This is a genomic window from Streptomyces daliensis, assembly GCF_054782395.1.
The window spans coordinates 50,678-69,532 of record NZ_BAAGSO010000070.1 but is presented as its reverse complement, the minus strand read 5'-3'; the positions used below and the strand labels follow the sequence as shown (position 1 = coordinate 69,532).

Genomic DNA, 18,855 nt, shown 5'->3' with positions numbered 1-18,855 from the left:
AGCCAGGGCGGACGACGTGGCGGCCAAGGCGGCCAAGGCAGCCAAGGCGGACGGGGAAGCGGTGGAAGCGCGCACCCTCGCCTTCGTCGAGAGCCCCGTCCAGCTCCTCAACGTCCTCGAATGGGCCCACACGAGCGGTGCCTCGCGCCTCACCCTCGTCGTGCTGCCGCCCCACGACCCGATGACCCGGGGCCAGTTGCGCCGCATGGTGGAGCTGGCACGCGACGAGGGCATCGCCGTTCAGTGGGAGGAGGCGCGCGAGGGCGCCCTCGCACCCGTCAAGACCGTCGGCTCGCTGCTGGGGGAGCTGCGCAGGGCGCGCCGGGTCGTGATCGGCGACCCCTTCTCGCGCTACGTGCAGCTCCTGCTCACGCTCACCGCCGCACGCAGCGTCGTCGTGGTGGACGACGGCACCGCCACCATGGAGTTCGTCTCACAGCTCGCCCGCGGCGAGCGCTTCGTCCGCTGGCACCGCAAGGGCGCGGGCGGCCCCCGCGCCCTGCTCTTCGCCCCCTTCGCGCACCGCGCGCGCCGCCGCCTCACTCCTTCTTCTGGTTCCTCCGGTCCTTCCGGCTCCTCCGGGCGCCGCGTGGAGATCTTCAGCTCCATGCCCGTCGAGGCACCCCCCGGGGTGACCGTCACGGCCAACGACTTCGCCTGGACCCGCGCCCGCTTCGGCCCGCCCCGGCTGACCAAGGGCACCGATCTGGTGGGCACCTCGCTCGTGGAGACGGGGGTCGTGGACATGGAGCGCTATCTGGAGGCGGTCGCCTCCCTCGCCCGTACGCACGGCGCCACCCGCTACTTCGCGCACCGCCGCGAGAGCAGCGACAAGCTCCAGCGGGTCACGGCGGCCACGGGGCTGGAGATCGTGCGGCCCGACCTGCCGCTGGAACTCGTCGCCAGGCGCGGGCCGATCGGGCGCACCATCCTCAGCTTCCCCTCGACGGTCGTGCACACCCTCCCGCTCGCCCTCGCCGGTACGCCCGTGACGGTCGCGGTCTGCGAGGTGGACCCCGCGTGGCTGACGGCGAACGCCTCGCCGCGCGCCGAGGGCTTCCTGTCCGGGGTGACGGGCAGCGCGCGAGGGGCACGGCGGCTGGATTCCGTACCCGCTACGCCAGGAGCGGGCGCGGCGGGCGCATAGGTATACCCAACGGCGTCGGCGCACAACCGCCGGAAGGGCTAGTTTCTGGTCCCCTGTGGGGCTGAACTTCGCGTGATCCATTGCCGGTTGGGGGTCCTGAACGCGTATTCTCCGCCCCATGAACGAACTCCTGTCCCCTGAGCCGGAGGTGGGCCGACCCGGCGAACCAGCGAGGCTGGGCACGCTCTCCGAAACCCCGGAGAGGATGCCCGGCAGACTGCCCGACGCGCTCCGGCACGAGCTGATCGCCTTCCGCCGGGACCTGCACATGCACCCCGAGCTGGGCAACCAGGAGTTCCGCACCACCCAGGCCCTCAAGGCCCGACTGGAACGGGCCGGGCTCGCCCCCCGCGTCCTGCCCCTGGGAACGGGCCTGATCTGCGACGTCGTGCCGGGCGAAGGCTCCGGCGAGGCCGGGGCGGCCGAAGAACACCGTGCGGCGCGCCCGATGCTCGCACTGCGCGCCGACATCGACGCGCTGCCCATCCCGGACACGAAGTCCGTCCCGTACCGCTCCACCGTCCCGGACCGCGCGCACGCGTGCGGGCACGACGTGCACACCACCGTCGTCCTCGGCGCCGGGCTCGTGCTCGCGGAGCTGGCCCGTGCGGGCCAACTGCCGTGCGCCGTAAGGCTGTTGTTCCAGCCCGCTGAGGAGGTGCTGCCCGGCGGAGCGACCGACGCCATCGACGGCGGGGCGCTCGAAGGGGTCGGCAGAATCATCGCGGCGCACTGCGATCCGCGCGTGGACGCGGGCCGTGTCGGGCTCCGCTCGGGCCCCATCACCTCGGCCTGCGACCGCATCGAGGTGGCGCTGAACGGCGCGGGCGGCCACACGGCCCGCCCCCACCTCACCACCGATCTGATCACGGCAGCGGCCCGGCTGGTGACGGATGTGCCCGCGCTGCTGGCCCGTCGCGTCGACGCCCGTTCCGGGATGGCGCTGACGTGGGGACGCATCGAGTCGGGCCACGCGCCCAACGTCATCCCCCAGCGCGCCGAGCTGTCCGGCACCCTGCGCTGCCTGGACCTCCCGGCCTGGCGGGACGCGCCCGATGTCGTCCACGCCGCCATCGACGAGGTGGCCGCGATGCACCGCGCGAAGACCGAGATCACCTATGTGCGGGGCGTCCCGCCCGTCGTCAACGAGCCGGGGACCACGGAACTGCTGCGCGAGGCGATGACAGCCCGCCGCGGCCCCGCCTCCGTCGAGTCGACGGAGCAGAGCCTGGGCGGCGAGGACTTCTCCTGGTACCTGGAGCGGGTGCCGGGCGCGATGGTCCGCCTCGGCGTCCGCCCGCCAGGGGACCGCCACCCCCGCGATCTCCACCAGGGCGACTTCGACGCGGACGAGGACGCGATCGCCGTCGGCGTCGAGCTGTTCACGGCCGCGGCACTGCTGGACGCGGAGGAGCGGTCGTAGGGGGTGAGCGGGCCGGCGTACGGGGCGGGCCCGGGCGCGGAGCTGGACAGGAGACGAAGAAGGGGGAAGTGATCGCCCACCGCGGATCACGCTTATGGCAACAAGGCACCGTTCTGACCGGAGGAACGGGCCGGGTCTGACTACGCTGGTGCCTGCCCGTCCAGTGAAGGGGACTCTGCGATGTTCGTGATCCGCCGGGCGACAGCGGCCGACCGGGAAGAGGTCGAGGAACTGACGCGAGCACGCGCCCGCTGGATGGCGGAGCGGGGCGTCAGGGGTGCCCTGGGCTGGGAACGGTTCACTGTGGAATCGGGCCGCCAGGCAGCCGCCCCGGAGACGCCCGTGTGGGTCGTCGCGACCGAGACGGGCCGCGTGGTCGGCCGGACGACGCTCGGCGAACAGACACCGTTGTGGGGCTGGACCGAAGAAGAGCAGGCGCAGCCTTCGTACTTCCTCAGCACCACCGTGACGCACCCGGAGTTCGCCGGTCGGCGAGTGGGATCCCTGCTCGCCTGGTGGGCGGTGGACCGGGCCGCCGCGACCGGCCGGGACTGGGTCCGTCGTGCGGTCGGTCCGGACCCGGGGTTGCTGCGGTACTACTGCGACGTTCAGGGCTGGCGAATCATCCACCGGACCGAGCGCTACGGGGAAGACGCGTACATGCTGGGGCGCGAGGCGGAGTCCCTTCCGGGGCTCGCGCATCATCTACTCGCCCGCGCCTGACATCCCGCGTAATCCGACCTCGGTGGACGCGATGTGAAACAGCGTCCGATCCATCTCCCCGTGCGGTCCTTTCAGGGATTCCGATTCCACAGTTCTCGCGAGTCCGTTTCCGTCCACGAACCCGGTGTCGATCAACACGCTGCCCTCCCGAACCATGGATTCCAGAAACGGAGCGACGTAGCGACGCATCGCGACGTTCATCGCGTGGACGAAATTCTCCGGAATCGGCGCGTGCACACCTTCTGGGGACAGGCCGAGCCTGGCAAGGCGGAGCCTGTTCAATGCCTTGTGCTCTCGCCAGGGGCGGGGCAGCCACTCTGCGAACCGGATCAGCTCCGGGTCCGCGAGCGGCGATACGGGCCACAGTCCGTTCCGCATGAACTGTGGGGTTCGGCAGGCGAAGGCGAGAAGTGTGCTGTCGTAGAGGACCGGGGACGGAGCGATGCCGTCGTTGATGTGGTCCATGACGGCCAGTGTCCGTTTTCCGGTCCAAGGCCCTGGGAGCGGGACTTCCCCAGGAGGTGGGCGTTCGTCATCGCGCAGGGAGGTAAGTTCGTCCCCGCCCGTACCCCCGAACGACCACCCAATGCCCACCCGTGTCAGGGCACGCATCATGACTTCTTCCGCCTCGGTCCAGGGGTCGTCATACGGGCTGACCGGCTGGCCGCTCGCACGTCGTCCGGTGGGGTTGAGCGGCAGGTGCGCCATCACGTCCGTACACGTGTCCCTCGTGATCCCGAAGGCGCTGATCATCTCCCTGCGGCGGCGGATCTGCTGCTCGCGTGCCTCGCCGCCGAGGAGCATGGCTGCTGCTGCGAACTCGGGCTGGCCGAGGGCGGCGAGTCCTGCTGCGACGTTCGCCGAGTCCATCCCGCCGGACAGTTCCACAGCGGAGCGGCCCGGGCTGAAATGCCGCTGTGTGATCGCCTGCGCGAGGAGCTGTTCGTAGGCGTCGAGCACGTCGGCACCCGGTCGCAGAGCACGAGGCTCGGTGTGTGGAGCACCCGGCGGGTAGGCCAGCGCGAGGCCGTCAGCGGTCCACGACGCTGTGGAGCGTTCCGTGAGCCGGTAGACCCCCTGCCAAAGGGTGTCGTGGGTATAACGATGCTGGAGTCGCAGCAGTCGGGCAATCTCACGGTCCACGAGGGCGTCGGCCCGGCAGTGTTCGTGGAGATCGGCCAGGTCCCACGAGCCGTCCAACTTGCTGTCGCTGCGGGCGAGATAGAGCGGTGCCACGGCCCATGTTCCCGCGCGAACCGTCGCGGTACCGGGTGTCAGTTCGACGGTCGTCCAGTCCAATGCCCCGTGACAGGCGTCCCACAGACGTGCGCGATAGGCGTCTGGGGCCACGCGGACCGGCGGCCCGCCAGGCGACGCGTCGATTCCGCGCCCGCGTTCCGTCGAGATCACCGCTACAGTCGCGCCGTCGCTGATCATTTCGTGACAGACGGCCGGATGCCCGTACGGCTCAATGCGGGATGCGCCGTGCCGCCACTCGTGGCCGGTCCATGTCCACTCGGCCGGACCGCTCTCCAAGCTGGCCCAAGTGATGCTGAACTTGAGCAAGAGAATCCCCCTCCTCGGAACGGAACAGCCCACCGTCAGCGAGGACGGTGGGCTGTGGGAGTGCGGATTATTCGTGTTCGTCCCGCTCGGTGTTCGTGTCGCTGTTGCCGGAGAACTTCTTGGTCTCCAGGCGCTCGCGGAGCGTCGGCACGGTGAAGACCGGCATTCCCGAGAACACGTCATCCAGGTTCACGGGCTGTCCCTCCCTTCCGCTGTCGTCGCGCAGATCCTTCCGAGGCAACTGTCCTGCTGGAAAAGGAATCCGGCTTCCCGCCGATGGGTATCCCCACGATGGGGAGGCTGGGCATCAGGCCGATGCCACACGCTGTCCCCCACAGGCGCGACGGGGCACCTCATGACCGCATACGAACCGCCGACAGCGCTGCCGCCTGCCCTCTTGAACCGGGCGGACATGCGAGCAGCCATCACAGCCCACGACTTCGGCACAGTGTTTCTGCTCGCTCGGGCAGAGGCCAGGATCAGTTACTCGAAGATCGCGGCTGAGTGTGGCATCAAGCCGGAGCGCGTAGGCGCCCTGGCCCGCGGGGACGGCAGCGTGACGACGTTCGAGAAGATCGCCGTCATTGCCGACGCCTTACGCATCCCCGGGCACATGCTCGGCCTCGCCCCCCGCGCGTGGGAAGCGGCGCGGCAGCCACTCCGGCATCCCGCTGTGCCCGCAGTCACTGCCGGCATGACCCGGAACGGAGACAGCGCAGTGCGCCGAAGAGCGTTCTTCAGAGGGTCGGCCACAGCCGGACTGGTAGTCGGCCTGCCCGAACTCACTCAGTTCACCACCGGCCGCCGCATCGGCCGTGACGTTCCAGAACGGCTACGCGGGCGCACCGCCCGTCTGCGCCGCCTTGATGACGTTCTCGGCGGAGGAGACACCTACCGCGTCTATCTCGGCGAATACCAAGCCACCAAGACCCTGATCCGCGAGGCCGACTGCACCGAGCAGACCGGTCGCGCTCTGCTCTCCGTGCTGGCCGAACAGGCACAGCAAGCGGGGTGGGCCGCATTCGACGCGGGCAAGCACGTCGACGCCCGCAGTCTGTACGAGGCGAGTCTTCGGACCGCCACAGAAGCCGGAGACGCAGCCCTCGCCGGAAACGCCCTGGCTTTCCTTGCCTACCAGCGGATCGACAGCGACCGAGGCGCCGGAGTCGAGACAGCCGAACAGTCCTGCCGTACCGCAGGCCCCGATGCCCCGTCCGGAGTCCGGGCTCTGCTCCACGAGCGTCTGGCGTGGGCCTACGCGGTCGCCGGGCGGGTCAGCGAGACGGAGCGGGCACTGAGCACCGCCGAAGCCGCCCTCTGCGACGCTGACGATGTACCGCAGCCGGACTGGGCCGCGTGGGTGGACCAAGATGAACTCCGGATCATGACCGGTCGGTGCTGGACCGAGCTGCGCCGCCCGCTCCGCGCGGTCCCTGTGCTGGAAGACGTGCTGGCCCACTACGACGATGCCCACGCCCGGGACAAGAGCCTGTATCTTTCGTGGCTGGCCGAGTCCTGTCTGGCCGCCCGCGAAGTGGAGCAGGCGGCGACGGTCGTCGGCCGGGCACTGGACCTGTCCGCCGGAGTCGCCTCCGTACGTCCTCGTCGGCGCCTCGAACCCATGTTGCGGCAGCTCGGCCCGCACCGGGATCTACCGGCGGTTGCCGCAGTCCTGGAACGGGCCAAGGCGTGACGGTCAGTCCCCGTCCTGCTGGGTGGTCCTGGCGATCCAGCGCAGGTAACCCTCTGCCCCGGTCAGCGGCACCGCCGAGACCTCCGGGTTCTTCCAGGGGTGCCGCTCCAAGAGATGCGCTTCCAGAGCGGCGTACCGGTCAGCGCGGGTCTTGAGCAGGAGCTGCCACTCTTCGCCGGTACCGAACTCCCCTTGGTGCCAGAACACCGAGGCCACCGGGCCGACGATCTGCGCACCGGCCGCCAGCCGGGCGGCCACTACCGACTGTGCCAGCTTCACGGCGTCGTCACGGGTCTCCGTGGCCGTGGCCACCTGTAGGTACTCAGCCATACGGCCGAGACTAGCCCCGGACCGCCCCCGCACATCCCGTTCGGCCCCGGGTAGACACCGATCCGATAACAGCGATCCGGGAAGCCTTTACCTGAAATCTACGCGCGTTAATCTTTGCCGGAAGCCAGCGCCGGACGAGGCGCTTCCAAGCAGCCGAAGGGGACGTCCTCTTGCGTCGGGTAACGAAGCTTGCTGCCGCGGTCAGCACCACCGCGGTCCTCGCACTGACTGCCACCGCGTGCGGTGAGAGCTCCACCGAGTCCGCCGGTAAGAAGGACATGGGCGTGGGCCTGGCCTTCGACGTCGGCGGGCGTGATGACCACTCCTTCAACGAGGCCGCAGCCCGTGGCGTGGACAAGGCCGAGAAGGAACTCGGCGTCAAGTCCAAGGAGATGACGGCGGGCAACGACGAGACCGAGGCCACCCGCGAGCAGCGGCTGACCTCCCTTGCCGAAGCAGGCTACAACCCCGTCATCGGGGTCGGCTTCGACTACGGCAAGTCGATCAACAAGGTCGCCAAGGACTTCCCCGACACCACCTTCGGCGTGGTCGACTCGGACTCCAAGGGCAAGAACGTGGCCGGGCTGGTCTTCGCCGAGCACGAGGCGTCCTACCTGGCCGGTGTCGCCGCCGCGAAGAAGTCCAAGTCCAAGGAGGTCGGCTTCATCGGCGGGGTCAACAACGCCCTGATCCAGAAGTTCCAGGCCGGGTTCGAGCAGGGCGTCAAGGAGACCGACCCCAAGGTCAAGGTCACCTCGCAGTATCTGTACCCGACGAACACCAAGGGCTTCAACGACCCCGCCGCGGCCAAGGACAAGGCCAAGGGCATGCTCGACTCCGACATCGACGTGATCTACTCCGCCGCCGGCCAGTCCGGCGCGGGCTCGATCGAGGAGGTCAGCAAGAAGAAGGGCACCTGGGCGATCGGCGTCGACTCCGACCAGTACGAGCAGCCGGGTCTCGCCAAGTACAAGGACTCGATCCTGACGTCGGCCGTCAAGAACGTGGACGTCGCCGTCTACGACCTCATCAAGAGCGTCAAGGACGACAAGCCGATCACGGGCACCCAGTCCTTCTCCCTCAAGGAGGACGGCGTCTCGCTGGCCACCTCCGGCGGCTTCATCGACGACATCCAGGACGACATCGACAAGGCCCGCAAGGACATCATCGACGGCAAGATCAAGGTCAAGGACACCCCCTGACCGACCCGACGTCGATGCCCCGACGTCGATGCCCCGGCGTCGGTGACCTGACGTCCAGGTGACCTGACCGCCGGTGACCTGACGGCCGGTCCGTCGTGTCCCGTCGTGCCCGAGGGGTCGCCTCCTTCCCGGAGGTGACCCCTCTCCGGGTGCCCGATCAGCGGCGCCAGCCGCGCCCCGCACCGAGGAGAGTGCGCCATGACAGCCTCCAGCAGCAGTCCCCCCTCCGAGCCCTCCGCGGCGTCCGAGGCGGCGGACACGGCGCGCGGCGACGCCGCGGTCGCACTCCGGGGGATCACCAAGCGGTTCCCCGGCGTCGTCGCCAACCACGACATCGACATCACGGTCCGGCGCGGCACTGTGCACGCCCTCGTGGGGGAGAACGGGGCGGGCAAGTCGACCCTGATGAAGATCCTCTACGGCATGCAGAAGCCGGACGAGGGCACCATCCACGTCGACGGCGAGCAGGTGTCCCTGCACAGTCCCGCCGACGCCATCGCGCGCGGCATCGGCATGGTGCACCAGCACTTCATGCTCGCGGACAACCTCACCGTCCTGGAGAACACGGTCCTGGGCGCGGAGAAGCTGCACGGGATCGGCGCGCGGGCCCGCACGCGGATCAGGGAGCTGTCGGACGCGTACCACCTGGGGATCAGGCCCGACGCGGTCGTCGAGGACCTGGGGGTCGCCGACCGGCAGCGCGTGGAGATCCTCAAGGTCCTCTACCGTGGCGCCCGCACCCTCATCCTCGACGAGCCCACGGCGGTCCTCGTGCCGCAGGAGGTCGACGCGCTCTTCGACAACCTGCGCGAGCTGAAGTCCGAGGGTCTGACCGTCATCTTCATCTCCCACAAGCTGGGCGAGGTCCTCTCCGTCGCTGACGACATCACCGTCGTGCGGCGCGGGACGACCGTGGCCTCCGTACGCCCGGAGGACACCACGTCGCAGCAACTGGCCGAGCTGATGGTCGGCAGCGAGCTGCCCTCGCCCGAGACCCGCGAGTCGACGGTCACCACGACGCCGATGCTGGCCGTGGAGGGGCTGAGCCTGTCCGCGACGGACACGGACGGCGTCGTACGCAGCGTCCTGGACGGCGTCTCCTTCACCATCCACAAGGGCGAGGTCCTGGGCGTGGCCGGTGTGGAGGGCAACGGGCAGGCCGAACTGGTCGAGGCCGTCATGGGCATGCGCGACCCCGACGGCGGCACCGTCACCCTCGACGGCGAGGACATCTCGCACGCACCCACGCGCCGCCGCCGCGAGGACGGCATCGGCTACATCCCCGAGGACCGGCACCGGCACGGGCTGCTGCTGGACGCGCCGCTGTGGGAGAACCGCATGCTCGGGCACGTCACGGAGCCGCCCAACAGCAAGGGCAGGCTGCTGGACCTCAAGCGCGCGCGGGCGGACACGCAGCGGATCGTCGCCGAGTACGACGTGCGCACGCCCGGCATCGAGGTGACGGCGGCCAGCCTGTCGGGCGGCAACCAGCAGAAGCTGATCGTCGGCCGCGAGATGAGCCACCACCCCAAGCTGCTGATCGCCGCGCATCCGACGCGCGGTGTGGACGTCGGCGCGCAGGCGCAGATCTGGGACCAGATACGCGCGGCGCGGCGCGAGGGTCTCGCGGTGCTGCTGATCTCCGCCGACCTGGACGAGCTGATCGGCCTCTCCGACACCCTGCGGGTGATGTACCGGGGCCGCCTGGTCGCCGACGCGGACCCCGCCACCATCACCCCCGAGGAGCTGGGCTCGGCCATGACCGGCGCCGCCACAGGGCACCTGGAGCACCAAGAGTCGCAGGAGCCGCAGGAGTCGCAGAACGACGACGCACCGGAAGGGGGCGGCTCCCGGTGAACCTGGTGAAGAGGTTCGACAAGGACAAGGTGATCCTGGCCGTCGCCGCGCCGCTCCTCGCGGTCGTCGCCGCGCTCGTGATCACCTCGGCGGTGATCGGCGTCACAGGCAAGGACCCGCTGCACGCCTTCGCTGTGATGCTCGACTTCGGCTCCAAGAGCGACAGCCAGGTCTGGATCATCAACGAGGCGATCCCGTACTACCTGGCAGCGGTCGCGGTCGCCGTCGGGTTCCGGATGAACCTGTTCAACATCGGCGTCGACGGCCAGTACCGCGTCGCGGCGTTCGTCGCGGCCGTCGTCGGCGGGGCGCTCACGCTGCCCGGCATCATCCAGATCCCGCTCGTCATCGTCGTCGCGATGCTGGTGGGCGCCCTCTGGTCCGGCATCGCGGGTCTGCTGAAGACCACGCGGGGCGTCAGTGAGGTCATCACCACGATCATGCTCAACTCGATCGCGGCCTCCGCGATCGGCTACTTCCTCCAGGAGGGCAGGCTCGCGGAGAAGGACGGCAACCTCTTCCACACGCCCAACCTCCCCGAGGCCAGCCGGTTCTTCACCATCCCGACCGAGCCCAAGCCGATCTACGGCACGATCGTCCTCGCCGTCCTCGTCGGCGTGGCCTACTGGTTCGTGCTGGGCCGCACCCGCTTCGGCTTCGACCTGCGCGCGGTGGGCCGCTCGCAGTCCGCGGCGTCGGCGAGCGGCGTCAGCGTCCGGCGCACGGTGCTCGTCTCGATGCTGCTGTCGGGCGCCGTCGCGGGCCTGGTGGGCATGTCGACGCTGCTGAACGTCTCCCACAACTACGGCACCGACTTCCCCGCGGGCATCGGCTTCACCGGCATCGCCCTCGCGCTGCTGGGCCGCAACCACCCCATCGGCATGGCCCTGGGCGCCCTGCTGTGGGGCTTCCTCGAACGGACCGGCACACAGTTGGAGTTCGAGGGGTACGCGCAGGAGGTCGTCGGCGTCATGCAGGGCGTCATCGTCCTGTGCGTCGTCATCGCCTACGAGCTGGTCCGCCGCTACGGGCTGCGGACACAGCAGCGCAAGGTCGGCGAGGAGCTGGCGGCGCAGGCCCGTACGTCCGACGACAAGGCGGAGGTGTCCGCGTGAGCACGAACATCGCCGCCAGGCCAGGCAGCAAGGGCGACGGCAACGGCAATGGGAACGGCGACGGCAAGGGTGCCGGGGCGGTGGCCGAGCGCGTGCGCCGTAAGCTCTCGTACCCCGTCGTCCTGCTGATCATCGCGGGAGCGCTCGTCCTGCTCTCCCTGCTGCGCGTCGTGACGGACGCCAACCAGCTCACCGCCTCCGGCCAGTACAGCAGCGCGCTCGCCGCCGCCGTCCCCATCGGCCTCGCGGGCCTCGGCGGCCTGTGGGCGGAACGCGCGGGCGTCATCAACATCGGCCTCGAAGGCATGATGATGCTCGGCGCGTTCGCGGCGGGCTGGGTGGGCTGGCAGTACGGGCCGTGGGCCGCGGCGCTCGCGGGCATCATCGGCGGCGCGCTCGGCGGCCTCCTGCACGCGGTGGCCACCGTCACCTTCGGCGTCGACCACATCGTCTCCGGTGTCGCCATCAACATCCTCGCGCTGGGCGTCGTGCAGTACCTCGCCAAGCTCTGGTTCGGGGCCGAGGGCAGCGCGGCGGCCGAGGCGGGCGGCAACGACAAGCAGTCGCCGCCCATGGACGACATGCCCACCTTCACCGTGCCGGGGCTCGCCGACGGGCTCCAGAGCATCGAGAAGCACCACTGGTTCCTGGTCTCCGACCTCGCGGGCATCCTGGGCGCCTTCGTGGACGAGGTCTCCTGGCTGACGGTGCTCGCCGTCGTCATCTTCGCCGCCAGCTTCTTCCTGCTGTGGCGCTCGCCCTTCGGGCTGCGGCTGCGCTCCTGCGGCGAGAGCCCGGTGGCGGCGGAGACGCTGGGCGTCAACGTCTACACGTACAAGTACGCGGCCGTCGTCGTCTCGGGCGCGCTGGCGGGGCTCGGCGGCGCGTTCCTCGCCATCGGCGTGCACATCTACCAGGACCAGCAGACCGGCGGACGCGGCTACATCGGCCTCGCCACCATGATCTTCGGCAACTGGCGCCCCGGCGGCGTCGCCATGGGCGCGGGCCTGTTCGGCTTCATGGACGCGCTCCAGCTGCGCGCGGGCGGCCCGACCGTGCACGCGCTCCTGCTGCTGGTGGCGGTGCTGCTGGTCGGGGTGGCGGTGTGGAAGCTGCGTGCGGGTACGCGCGCGGCGCGCGTGCAGGCGCTCGTCAGCGTGGTCGTCGCCGTCGGGCTGCTCGTGTGGTACTTCTCGACGGACACCGTCCCGCTGGAGTTCGTGGAGATGACCCCGTACGTCACCACCCTGCTGGTGCTCTCGCTGGCCGCCCAGCGGCTGCGGGCGCCGAAGGCCGTCGGCAAGCCGTACCGCAGAGGCCAGGGCACATGACGCGGGCGCAGCGGCCCGACGGCGTCCGCGCGGCGGCGGCCGACGTCGACTGGGAAGCGCTCAGGCGGGCGGCCCGGGACGCGATGTCCCGGGCCTACGCCCCCTACTCGCGCTTTCCCGTGGGCGTCGCGGGACTCGCCGACGACGGGCGCCTGCTGACGGGCTGCAACGTCGAGAACGCCTCCTACGGCGTGGCGCTCTGCGCCGAGTGCGGCCTGGTCTCCGCGCTGGCGGACAGCGGCGGTGGCCGCCTGACCGCCTTCACCTGCGCTGACCGCAACGGCGACATCCTGATGCCCTGCGGCCGGTGCCGCCAGCTCCTGTGGGAGCACGGCGGCCCTGAGCTGCTGATGGACACGGCGTCGGGCATCCGCACGCTGGCCGAGCTGCTGCCCGACGCGTTCGGCCCGTCGGACCTGTCCCGCTGAACGGCCGACGGGCCGATGGGCCGACGGGGCCGGTGCGCCGGTCCCGTCGAGCGGGTGCCCTGCGTCCAGCCGGGGCCCCGTACCGTCGAGAACCCCGTACCGCCGCACACATCGCCGTACCGTCGAGAACCGAGGAGAACCCCGCCCCATGGCCATGGACGCCATCTCCGTCATCCGCACGAAGCGTGACCGAGGCACCCTGACCCCCGAGCAGATCGACTGGGTCATCGACGCCTACACGCGTGGCGAGGTCGCCGACGAGCAGATGTCGGCGCTGGCCATGGCCGTCCTCCTGAACGGGATGTCCCGCGCCGAGATCGCGCGCTGGACCGGCGCGATGATCGCCTCCGGCGAGCGGATGGACTTCTCCTCGCTGGCCAGGCCCACGGCCGACAAGCACTCGACGGGCGGCGTCGGCGACAAGATCACCCTCCCGCTGGCCCCGCTCGTCGCCGCCTGCGGAGCGGCCGTGCCGCAGTTGTCTGGGCGCGGCCTCGGTCACACCGGCGGCACCCTCGACAAGCTGGAGGCCATCCCCGGCTGGCGGGCCACCCTCACCAACCCCGAACTGCTCGGCATCCTCGACGACGTCGGCGCCGTCATCTGCGCGGCGGGCGACGGGCTGGCACCGGCCGACAAGAAGCTGTACGCGCTGCGCGACGTCACCGGCACCGTCGAGTCCATTCCGCTCATCGCCAGCTCCATCATGAGCAAGAAGATCGCCGAGGGGACGGGTTCGCTCGTCCTGGACGTCAAGGTCGGCTCGGGCGCGTTCATGAAGAACCTGGACGACGCGCGCGAACTCGCCGCCACCATGGTCGAGCTGGGCAACGACCACGGCGTACGGACGACGGCCCTGCTGACCGGTATGGCCACCCCGCTGGGCCGCACGGCAGGGAACGCGCTCGAAGTCCGCGAGTCGGTCGAGGTGCTGGCCGGGGGCGGCCCGGCCGACGTGGTCGAGCTGACCCTCGCGCTGGCCCGCGAGATGCTGACGGCCGCCGGGCTGCCGGACGCCGACCCGGAGAAGGCGCTCGCCGACGGCACCGCGATGGACCACTGGCGACGCATGATCACCGCGCAGGGCGGCGACCCGGACGCGCCGCTCCCCGAGGCCCGCGAGCGCCAGGTGGTGACCGCGCCCTCGTCCGGGACGCTGACGCGGCTCGACGCGTACGCGGTCGGCCTGGCCGCCTGGCGCCTCGGCGCGGGACGCGCCCGCAAGGAGGACCCCGTGCAGGCGGGCGCGGGCGTGGAGCTGCACGCCAGGCCGGGGGACAGGGTGGTGGCGGGACAGCCGCTGCTGACCCTGCACACGGACACCCCGGAGAAGTTCCCGTACGCGGAGGCGGCGCTGGCGGACGCGACCGAGATCGCCACGGGCGCGGTGGACTTCGAGGCGCCGCCGATCGTGCTGGAGCGGGTGGGCTGACGGGAGCGCGCCCGCGCACGGGTCACGGGGCGCGGTCACGCGGGGTGCGGCGCTCGCGGGGCGCCACCCGTGCGGGGGCGGGCCCGCGCCGTTCGCGTCCCGTTCGCGGCGGCGCGGGGTGCTTGCCGCGAGGCGTTGCCCGCGCGACGGGTGGGCAGCGCGGTGGCCGGGTCCGGCGTTCGGGCCGGGAGGAGCGGTCGGGGGCGTTCCCGGACCGTTTCCCGGCCGTTCGCGGGCGGGGCCGGGTGCGATACAAGCCATTCCGCCGGGAAGGCGCTCCGCGCCCACTGTGCGGGCCGCCATCGCGGTTTGCGCGGCGCTGCGGGTGGTAGTGCTTGGGCGTGAGCCCTCTGTGCCACCCGCCAAGGGCGTCCGTCACGCTCTGCCACGGCCCGGCAACCGGTTCACGTTGACGGGACGGGCGCGTGCTCCGTCCCGCCGGGGGTCGCTCTCGGCCGTCACGGGGGTCTGGTTCGCTCATGGGAAACCGCGTACTCGTCATCGAACGGAACGGCTTCGCCCCTGGCCGTCCGGCCTGGCCTCCGTATCCGGCCGACGACGCCGACGACGAGGTCCGTATCGCGCACGACTCGCTCACGGCGTGGCGAACGGCCCGCGAGTGGCGCCCCGATGTCGCGATCGTCAGAACGGACCTCCTCGCGGTCCGTGATGTCGCTTTATTACGCGGCCTGGCGGACAACCCGTCAGGCCCTCCTCCCGCGCTGGTGCTGATCGCCGCGTGCGACGACACGGAGCTGCTGCTCGACGCCGTGCGCGCCGGAGCACGCGGGTTCCTCTCCCCTGGCACGTCGGCCGAGTCGGTCCGCAAGGCCACCCGGACCGTGCTGGACGGCGGCGCCCACCTCGGCCCCGAGGCCGCCGACCGCCTCCTCGGGAACGCCACCTCCAGGGAGGCCCCGGACGGCGGCGCCCCCGCGCACCCCGCCGCGTCCACGCCCGCCGTGCCGCGTCCGTACGCGCCGTCGCCCGCGCCGTCGTCCGCGCGCGGGACGGGGCGGCCCTTCGACCATGAGCCGCAGCGGCTGCTGGCCGAGGACGCCGCCGCGATCCCGCTGCTGCTGGAGGCGCTCTCGCACCGCGTGTCCCGGCACCTCGACCGCCTCGCGGGTCACCCGCCCCCGGCCCACCAGTCGCCCCATCAGTCACCGCACCGGCCACCCCGCCCGGCCGCGCCCCCGCCGCCCGGCGGTTCACGCGTCGTCGCCGTGGCGGCGCTCGACGGTGCGGAGGGGCTGCCCGAGCAGGTGCGCGAGCGCCTGGCGGAGAGCGGTACGCCGCTGCCCGTGGCCCGTACCTACGGCGCCGTGCTGGTGGTGGCGCCCGAGCGCGTATGGCGGAAAGTGGCCCTGTCGCTGCTGGCCCTGGAGCGCCCCGTCCACCTCGGCGTCTCCGAGACCCTCGCGGACGACGACGACCTCGACGCCGCGACCGCCGACGCGCTCGCGGCCCTGCGGCAGTTGCGCCACCACGCGGCCCCGCCGGGCAGCGAGCTGTCGGCCGCCGAGTTCACGCTGCCCATGTGGCTGGCCGACGCGGCGCACCGCGCGGCGCTCAGCAGGCGGATACCGGCGTCCTTCGTCAGGCTGCGCGAGCACCCGACGCTGTCGAGCACCCTCGCCGCCTGGCTCGTCCACGACTGCGACGTGCGACGGGTGGCCAGCTCGCTGCACATCCACCCCAACACCGTGCGCTACCGGCTCTCCAGGGTCGAGCAGATCACCCAGCACAGCCTGTCCGAGATGCCGGTGCTCACGGCGCTGTATCTGACAGTGCTGGCGTTTCCCGCGACGATGGGGCTGCCGCCCGAGACCGTCGGCCTGATACACGCGACAGCGCGGCGCTGATCGCCACCGGAATGCGGTCGATGTCCTCGTCGCCGATGACGAACGGGGGCGAGATCTGGAGCGCGTCGCCGCCCGTCACCCGCATCAGCATGCCCTCGTTCACCACGGCGTGGGCCACCTCCTCCGCGACGTCGTGCCCGCGCAGCGCCACGGCCGCCATGAGCCCGGTGCCGCCGCGCACATCCGCGACGAGGGGGTGCTCGCGCAGCGGCAGCAGCGCCTCCAGCAGCCGCCCCTCGCGGGAGCGGACGCGGCCCACCAGGTCCTCGCGCTCCAGGATGTCCAGGTTGGCGAGCGCGGCGGCGCACGCGGAGGCGTGCCCCGAGTAGGTCAGGCCGTGCTGGAAGACGTGCGGCGAGCCCGGGGCCCAGAACGCCTCCGCGACCCGGCCGCCCGCGACGGCGGCCCCCAGCGGCAGATAGCCCGAGGTGAGCCCCTTGGCCAGCAGCATGATGTCGGGGCGCAGCCCGTAGCGCTCGGCGGCGAACATGCTGCCCGCCCTGCCGAACCCGGTGACCACCTCGTCGAGCATGAAGACGATGCCGTGCTCACGGCACAGCTCCTGAGCGCCCGTCAGATAGCCGTCGGCAGGCGGCACCACGCCCGCGCCCCCGGCGATCACCGGTTCGCACAGGAACGCCGCGATCCGGTCGGGGCCGTGCGCCAGGATGGCCGCCTCCAGCGCCGCCAGATCCATCGCGGGCACGGTCAGCGCGCCGGGCAGCAGGGCGCCGAAGCCCTCGCGGAAGGCGGGGACGCCGACGATGCTCGTGCCGAAACCGTGCAGCCCGTGATAGCCGCCCTCGCGGGTGATGACAGTCTGGCGCGCGGGCTCGCCCGTCAACTGCCAGTAGCGCCGCACGAGTTTGACGGCGGCCTCCAGCGCCTCCGAACCGCCGCTGGTGAAGAACACCTTCGCGTCCTCGACCGGCACGAGGCCCGCGATCCGGTCGGCCAGCTCCTCGGCGCGCGGATTGCAGAAGTCACCGAACACCGGATACGTCGCCAGCTCGCTCAGTTGCCTGTGCACGGCGTCGGCGATCTCGGCGCGGCCGTGCCCGACGTTCGCGAACCACAGCCCGGCCGGTACGTCGAGCAGTTCGCGGCCCGCGTCGTCGTAGACGTAGGCGCCCGCGCCGCGCACGATGCGGTGCTCCCTGCCGGGCATGGTGGGCATGTGCGCGTGGTTGTGCCACAGCGCGTTCACACTGTTCGCGCTGTTCGTACCGTTCGCGGTGTTCACAGGGTTCCCCCGTCCGGCAGTGCGGCCATGACGTGCTTGAGACGGGTGTACCCGTCGAGTGCCTGGACGGACAGATCCGTCCCGTGCCCGGAGCCGCCGAAGCCGCCGAAGGGCATCTCCGAGGTGATGGGCCCGTGCTCGTTGAGCCAGACGGTGCCGAAGTCCAGCTCGCGCGCGAGGTCCAGCGCCCGGCCCAGGTGGTCGGTCCACACGGAGGCGGCCAGCCCGTACGGCACGTCGTTGGCGAGCCGCAGCGCCTCCCCGGGGTCCGTGGCGCGCTGCACGGTGAGCACGGGCCCGAACACCTCGCGCTGCACGATCTCGTCGTGCTGCTCCACGCCGGTCAGGACGGTGGGCTCGCAGTAGGCCGGGCCGAGGCCCGCGTCGCCGCCGCCCGTCAGGACGCGTGCCCCGCGCTCGCGGGCGCGCTCCACGAAGCCCCGCACCCGCTCCCGGTGCTCCGCGCTGACGAGCGGGCCCATCTCCGTCGACGGGTCGGCCGGGTCACCGAGCCTGATGCCGCGCGCCATCTCGACCAGCGCCTCGGTGACGGCCTCGAAGACCGGGGCCTCGGCGATGACGCGGGCAGCGGCCGTGCAGTCCTGGCCGCCGTTCCAGAAGGCGCCCGCGCGCAGCCCGGCGGCGACGCGCGCGGGGGAGGCGTCCGCGAGGACGACGGCCGGCGCCTTGCCGCCCAGTTCGAGGTGGGTGCGGCGCACGGTCTCGGCCGCCGCGTGCGCCACCGCCCGGCCCGTGGACACCTCCCCTGTCACCGCCACGACGGCCACACCGGGGTGCGCGGCCAGCGCGGCGCCCGTCTCGCCGTCCCCGCACACGACGTTCAGCACGCCCGGCGGCAGCAGGCCCTCGGCGAGGCGGGCCAGCCGCAGCGTGCTCAGCGGCGTCAGCTCGGAGGGCTTGAGCACGCAGGTGTTGCCCGCTGCGAGCGCGGGGCCGAGCTTCCACGCGGCCATGTGCAGCGGATAGTTCCAGGGCGTGATCAGCCCGGCGACGCCCAGCGGTTCGCGCCGTACGAACGACGTCGTGCCCCGGGCGTACTCGGCCGTCGGCAGCCCGTGCAGCGCGCGTGCGGCGCCCGCGAAGAAGCGCAGTCTGTCGGCGCTGCGGACGGCCTCGCCCTCGGCGGCGGCGAGCGGCTTGCCGACGTTCCACGACTCGATCCTGCCCAGCGTCTCGCGGTCGCCGTCCACCGCGTCGGCCAGCGCCAGCAGGGCAGCGGCGCGCTCTCCCGGCGGCGTCCGCGCCCAGTCGCGCGCCGCGCGGGTGGCCGCCTCGACGGCCGCCGCCACATCGTCGCTCCGCGCGAGGGGGACGGTGCCGAGGGTGCTGCCGTCGGCCGGGTTCAGTACGGCCGTGCGTCCGCCGTCGGCGGCCGGTAACCATTTCCCGCCGACCAACTGTGCGTGCTCGATCATAAATCCACATGCTAGCCGCGATATCGGGGATGGCCCATTGGAGGAAATACAAAGATTCCGTATC

At 71.6% G+C, this 18,855-nt stretch carries 16 protein-coding genes; 11 read left to right on the top strand and 5 right to left on the bottom strand.

Going from position 1 to position 18,855, the window contains the following annotated elements:
- Positions 1–16 precede the first annotated feature (16 nt).
- The 3 genes from ACYVOO_RS16500 (at position 17) to ACYVOO_RS16490 (ending at position 3,293) form a co-directional block, all read left to right on the top strand.
- The gene (locus ACYVOO_RS16500; protein WP_461016437.1) at positions 17–1,147 is read left to right on the top strand and encodes a hypothetical protein; all 1,131 of its coding nucleotides are present in this window, start codon (positions 17–19) and stop codon (positions 1,145–1,147) included.
- A 118-nt stretch (positions 1,148–1,265) separates the two neighbouring features.
- A complete protein-coding gene (locus tag ACYVOO_RS16495) occupies positions 1,266–2,570 on the top strand; it encodes an amidohydrolase (RefSeq protein WP_461016393.1) in 1,305 nt (434 codons plus the stop codon).
- A 180-nt stretch (positions 2,571–2,750) separates the two neighbouring features.
- The gene (locus ACYVOO_RS16490; protein WP_461016392.1) at positions 2,751–3,293 is read left to right on the top strand and encodes a GNAT family N-acetyltransferase; all 543 of its coding nucleotides are present in this window, start codon (positions 2,751–2,753) and stop codon (positions 3,291–3,293) included.
- On the opposite strand, the gene ACYVOO_RS16485 is transcribed toward ACYVOO_RS16490, so the two are convergent.
- Both ACYVOO_RS16485 and ACYVOO_RS16480 read right to left on the bottom strand, forming a co-directional pair.
- Positions 3,276–4,859: an asparagine synthase-related protein gene (locus ACYVOO_RS16485; protein WP_461016391.1), complete on the bottom strand. Its 1,584-nt coding sequence runs from the start codon at positions 4,857–4,859 to the stop codon at positions 3,276–3,278. The genes ACYVOO_RS16490 and ACYVOO_RS16485 overlap by 18 nt on opposite strands.
- Before the next feature lie 67 nt (positions 4,860–4,926).
- Positions 4,927–5,052 carry a hypothetical protein gene (locus ACYVOO_RS16480; RefSeq protein ID WP_461016390.1) on the bottom strand — a complete coding sequence of 42 codons (126 nt, stop codon included), beginning with the start codon at positions 5,050–5,052 and terminating at the stop codon, positions 4,927–4,929.
- A 162-nt stretch (positions 5,053–5,214) separates the two neighbouring features.
- On the opposite strand from ACYVOO_RS16480, the gene ACYVOO_RS16475 reads away from it, so the two are divergent.
- Positions 5,215–6,552, top strand: a complete 1,338-nt coding sequence (locus ACYVOO_RS16475) for an XRE family transcriptional regulator (protein WP_461016389.1) — start codon at positions 5,215–5,217, stop codon at positions 6,550–6,552.
- Between the two features lie 3 nt (positions 6,553–6,555).
- Here the strand turns inward: ACYVOO_RS16475 and cutA are convergent, their stop codons facing one another.
- Entirely contained in the window at positions 6,556–6,882 is a 327-nt protein-coding gene (gene cutA / locus ACYVOO_RS16470; RefSeq protein WP_461016388.1) for a divalent-cation tolerance protein CutA, read from the bottom strand.
- A gap of 170 nt (positions 6,883–7,052) precedes the next feature.
- Between cutA and ACYVOO_RS16465 the strand changes: the two genes are divergently transcribed.
- From ACYVOO_RS16465 to ACYVOO_RS16435, 7 genes are all read left to right on the top strand, one after another.
- Positions 7,053–8,084: a BMP family lipoprotein gene (locus ACYVOO_RS16465; RefSeq protein WP_461016387.1), complete on the top strand. Its 1,032-nt coding sequence runs from the start codon at positions 7,053–7,055 to the stop codon at positions 8,082–8,084.
- A gap of 198 nt (positions 8,085–8,282) precedes the next feature.
- Entirely contained in the window at positions 8,283–9,941 is a 1,659-nt protein-coding gene (locus ACYVOO_RS16460) for an ABC transporter ATP-binding protein (RefSeq protein WP_461016386.1), read from the top strand.
- Between the two features lie 5 nt (positions 9,942–9,946).
- Entirely contained in the window at positions 9,947–11,056 is a 1,110-nt protein-coding gene (locus tag ACYVOO_RS16455) for an ABC transporter permease (RefSeq protein WP_461016436.1), read from the top strand.
- The gene (locus ACYVOO_RS16450) at positions 11,053–12,387 is read left to right on the top strand and encodes an ABC transporter permease (protein WP_461016385.1); all 1,335 of its coding nucleotides are present in this window, start codon (positions 11,053–11,055) and stop codon (positions 12,385–12,387) included. The genes ACYVOO_RS16455 and ACYVOO_RS16450 overlap by 4 nt, the downstream gene beginning before the upstream one ends.
- Positions 12,384–12,815 (top strand): cytidine deaminase, encoded by a 432-nt coding sequence (locus ACYVOO_RS16445; RefSeq protein WP_461016384.1) that lies wholly within the window; start codon positions 12,384–12,386, stop codon positions 12,813–12,815. Before ACYVOO_RS16450 ends, ACYVOO_RS16445 begins: the two co-directional genes overlap by 4 nt.
- Before the next feature lie 154 nt (positions 12,816–12,969).
- Positions 12,970–14,247, top strand: a complete 1,278-nt coding sequence (locus ACYVOO_RS16440; protein ID WP_461016435.1) for a thymidine phosphorylase — start codon at positions 12,970–12,972, stop codon at positions 14,245–14,247.
- A 479-nt stretch (positions 14,248–14,726) separates the two neighbouring features.
- Positions 14,727–16,112, top strand: coding sequence for a helix-turn-helix domain-containing protein (locus ACYVOO_RS16435; RefSeq protein WP_461016383.1), 1,386 nt, complete (start codon positions 14,727–14,729; stop codon positions 16,110–16,112).
- On the opposite strand, the gene ACYVOO_RS16430 is transcribed toward ACYVOO_RS16435, so the two are convergent.
- Together ACYVOO_RS16430 and ACYVOO_RS16425 are read right to left on the bottom strand one after the other, a co-directional pair.
- On the bottom strand, positions 16,018–17,355 hold the full coding sequence (locus tag ACYVOO_RS16430) for an aminotransferase family protein (protein WP_461016382.1): 1,338 nt from the start codon (positions 17,353–17,355) through the stop codon (positions 16,018–16,020). The genes ACYVOO_RS16435 and ACYVOO_RS16430 overlap by 95 nt on opposite strands.
- Positions 17,352–18,791 carry an aldehyde dehydrogenase family protein gene (locus tag ACYVOO_RS16425; protein WP_461016381.1) on the bottom strand — a complete coding sequence of 480 codons (1,440 nt, stop codon included), beginning with the start codon at positions 18,789–18,791 and terminating at the stop codon, positions 17,352–17,354. The genes ACYVOO_RS16430 and ACYVOO_RS16425 overlap by 4 nt, the downstream gene beginning before the upstream one ends.
- Positions 18,792–18,855 lie beyond the last annotated feature (64 nt).

Coding starts and splice junctions, on each gene's coding strand:
- ACYVOO_RS16475 (WP_461016389.1), top strand. CDS start 5,215: ATGACCGCATACGAACCGCCGACAGCGCTGCCGCCTGCCCTCTTGAAC.
- ACYVOO_RS16445 (WP_461016384.1), top strand. CDS start 12,384: ATGACGCGGGCGCAGCGGCCCGACGGCGTCCGCGCGGCGGCGGCCGAC.
- ACYVOO_RS16460 (WP_461016386.1), top strand. CDS start 8,283: ATGACAGCCTCCAGCAGCAGTCCCCCCTCCGAGCCCTCCGCGGCGTCC.
- ACYVOO_RS16425 (WP_461016381.1), bottom strand. CDS start 18,791: ATGATCGAGCACGCACAGTTGGTCGGCGGGAAATGGTTACCGGCCGCC.
- ACYVOO_RS16495 (WP_461016393.1), top strand. CDS start 1,266: ATGAACGAACTCCTGTCCCCTGAGCCGGAGGTGGGCCGACCCGGCGAA.
- ACYVOO_RS16440 (WP_461016435.1), top strand. CDS start 12,970: ATGGACGCCATCTCCGTCATCCGCACGAAGCGTGACCGAGGCACCCTG.
- ACYVOO_RS16490 (WP_461016392.1), top strand. CDS start 2,751: ATGTTCGTGATCCGCCGGGCGACAGCGGCCGACCGGGAAGAGGTCGAG.
- ACYVOO_RS16435 (WP_461016383.1), top strand. CDS start 14,727: ATGGGAAACCGCGTACTCGTCATCGAACGGAACGGCTTCGCCCCTGGC.
- cutA (WP_461016388.1), bottom strand. CDS start 6,882: ATGGCTGAGTACCTACAGGTGGCCACGGCCACGGAGACCCGTGACGAC.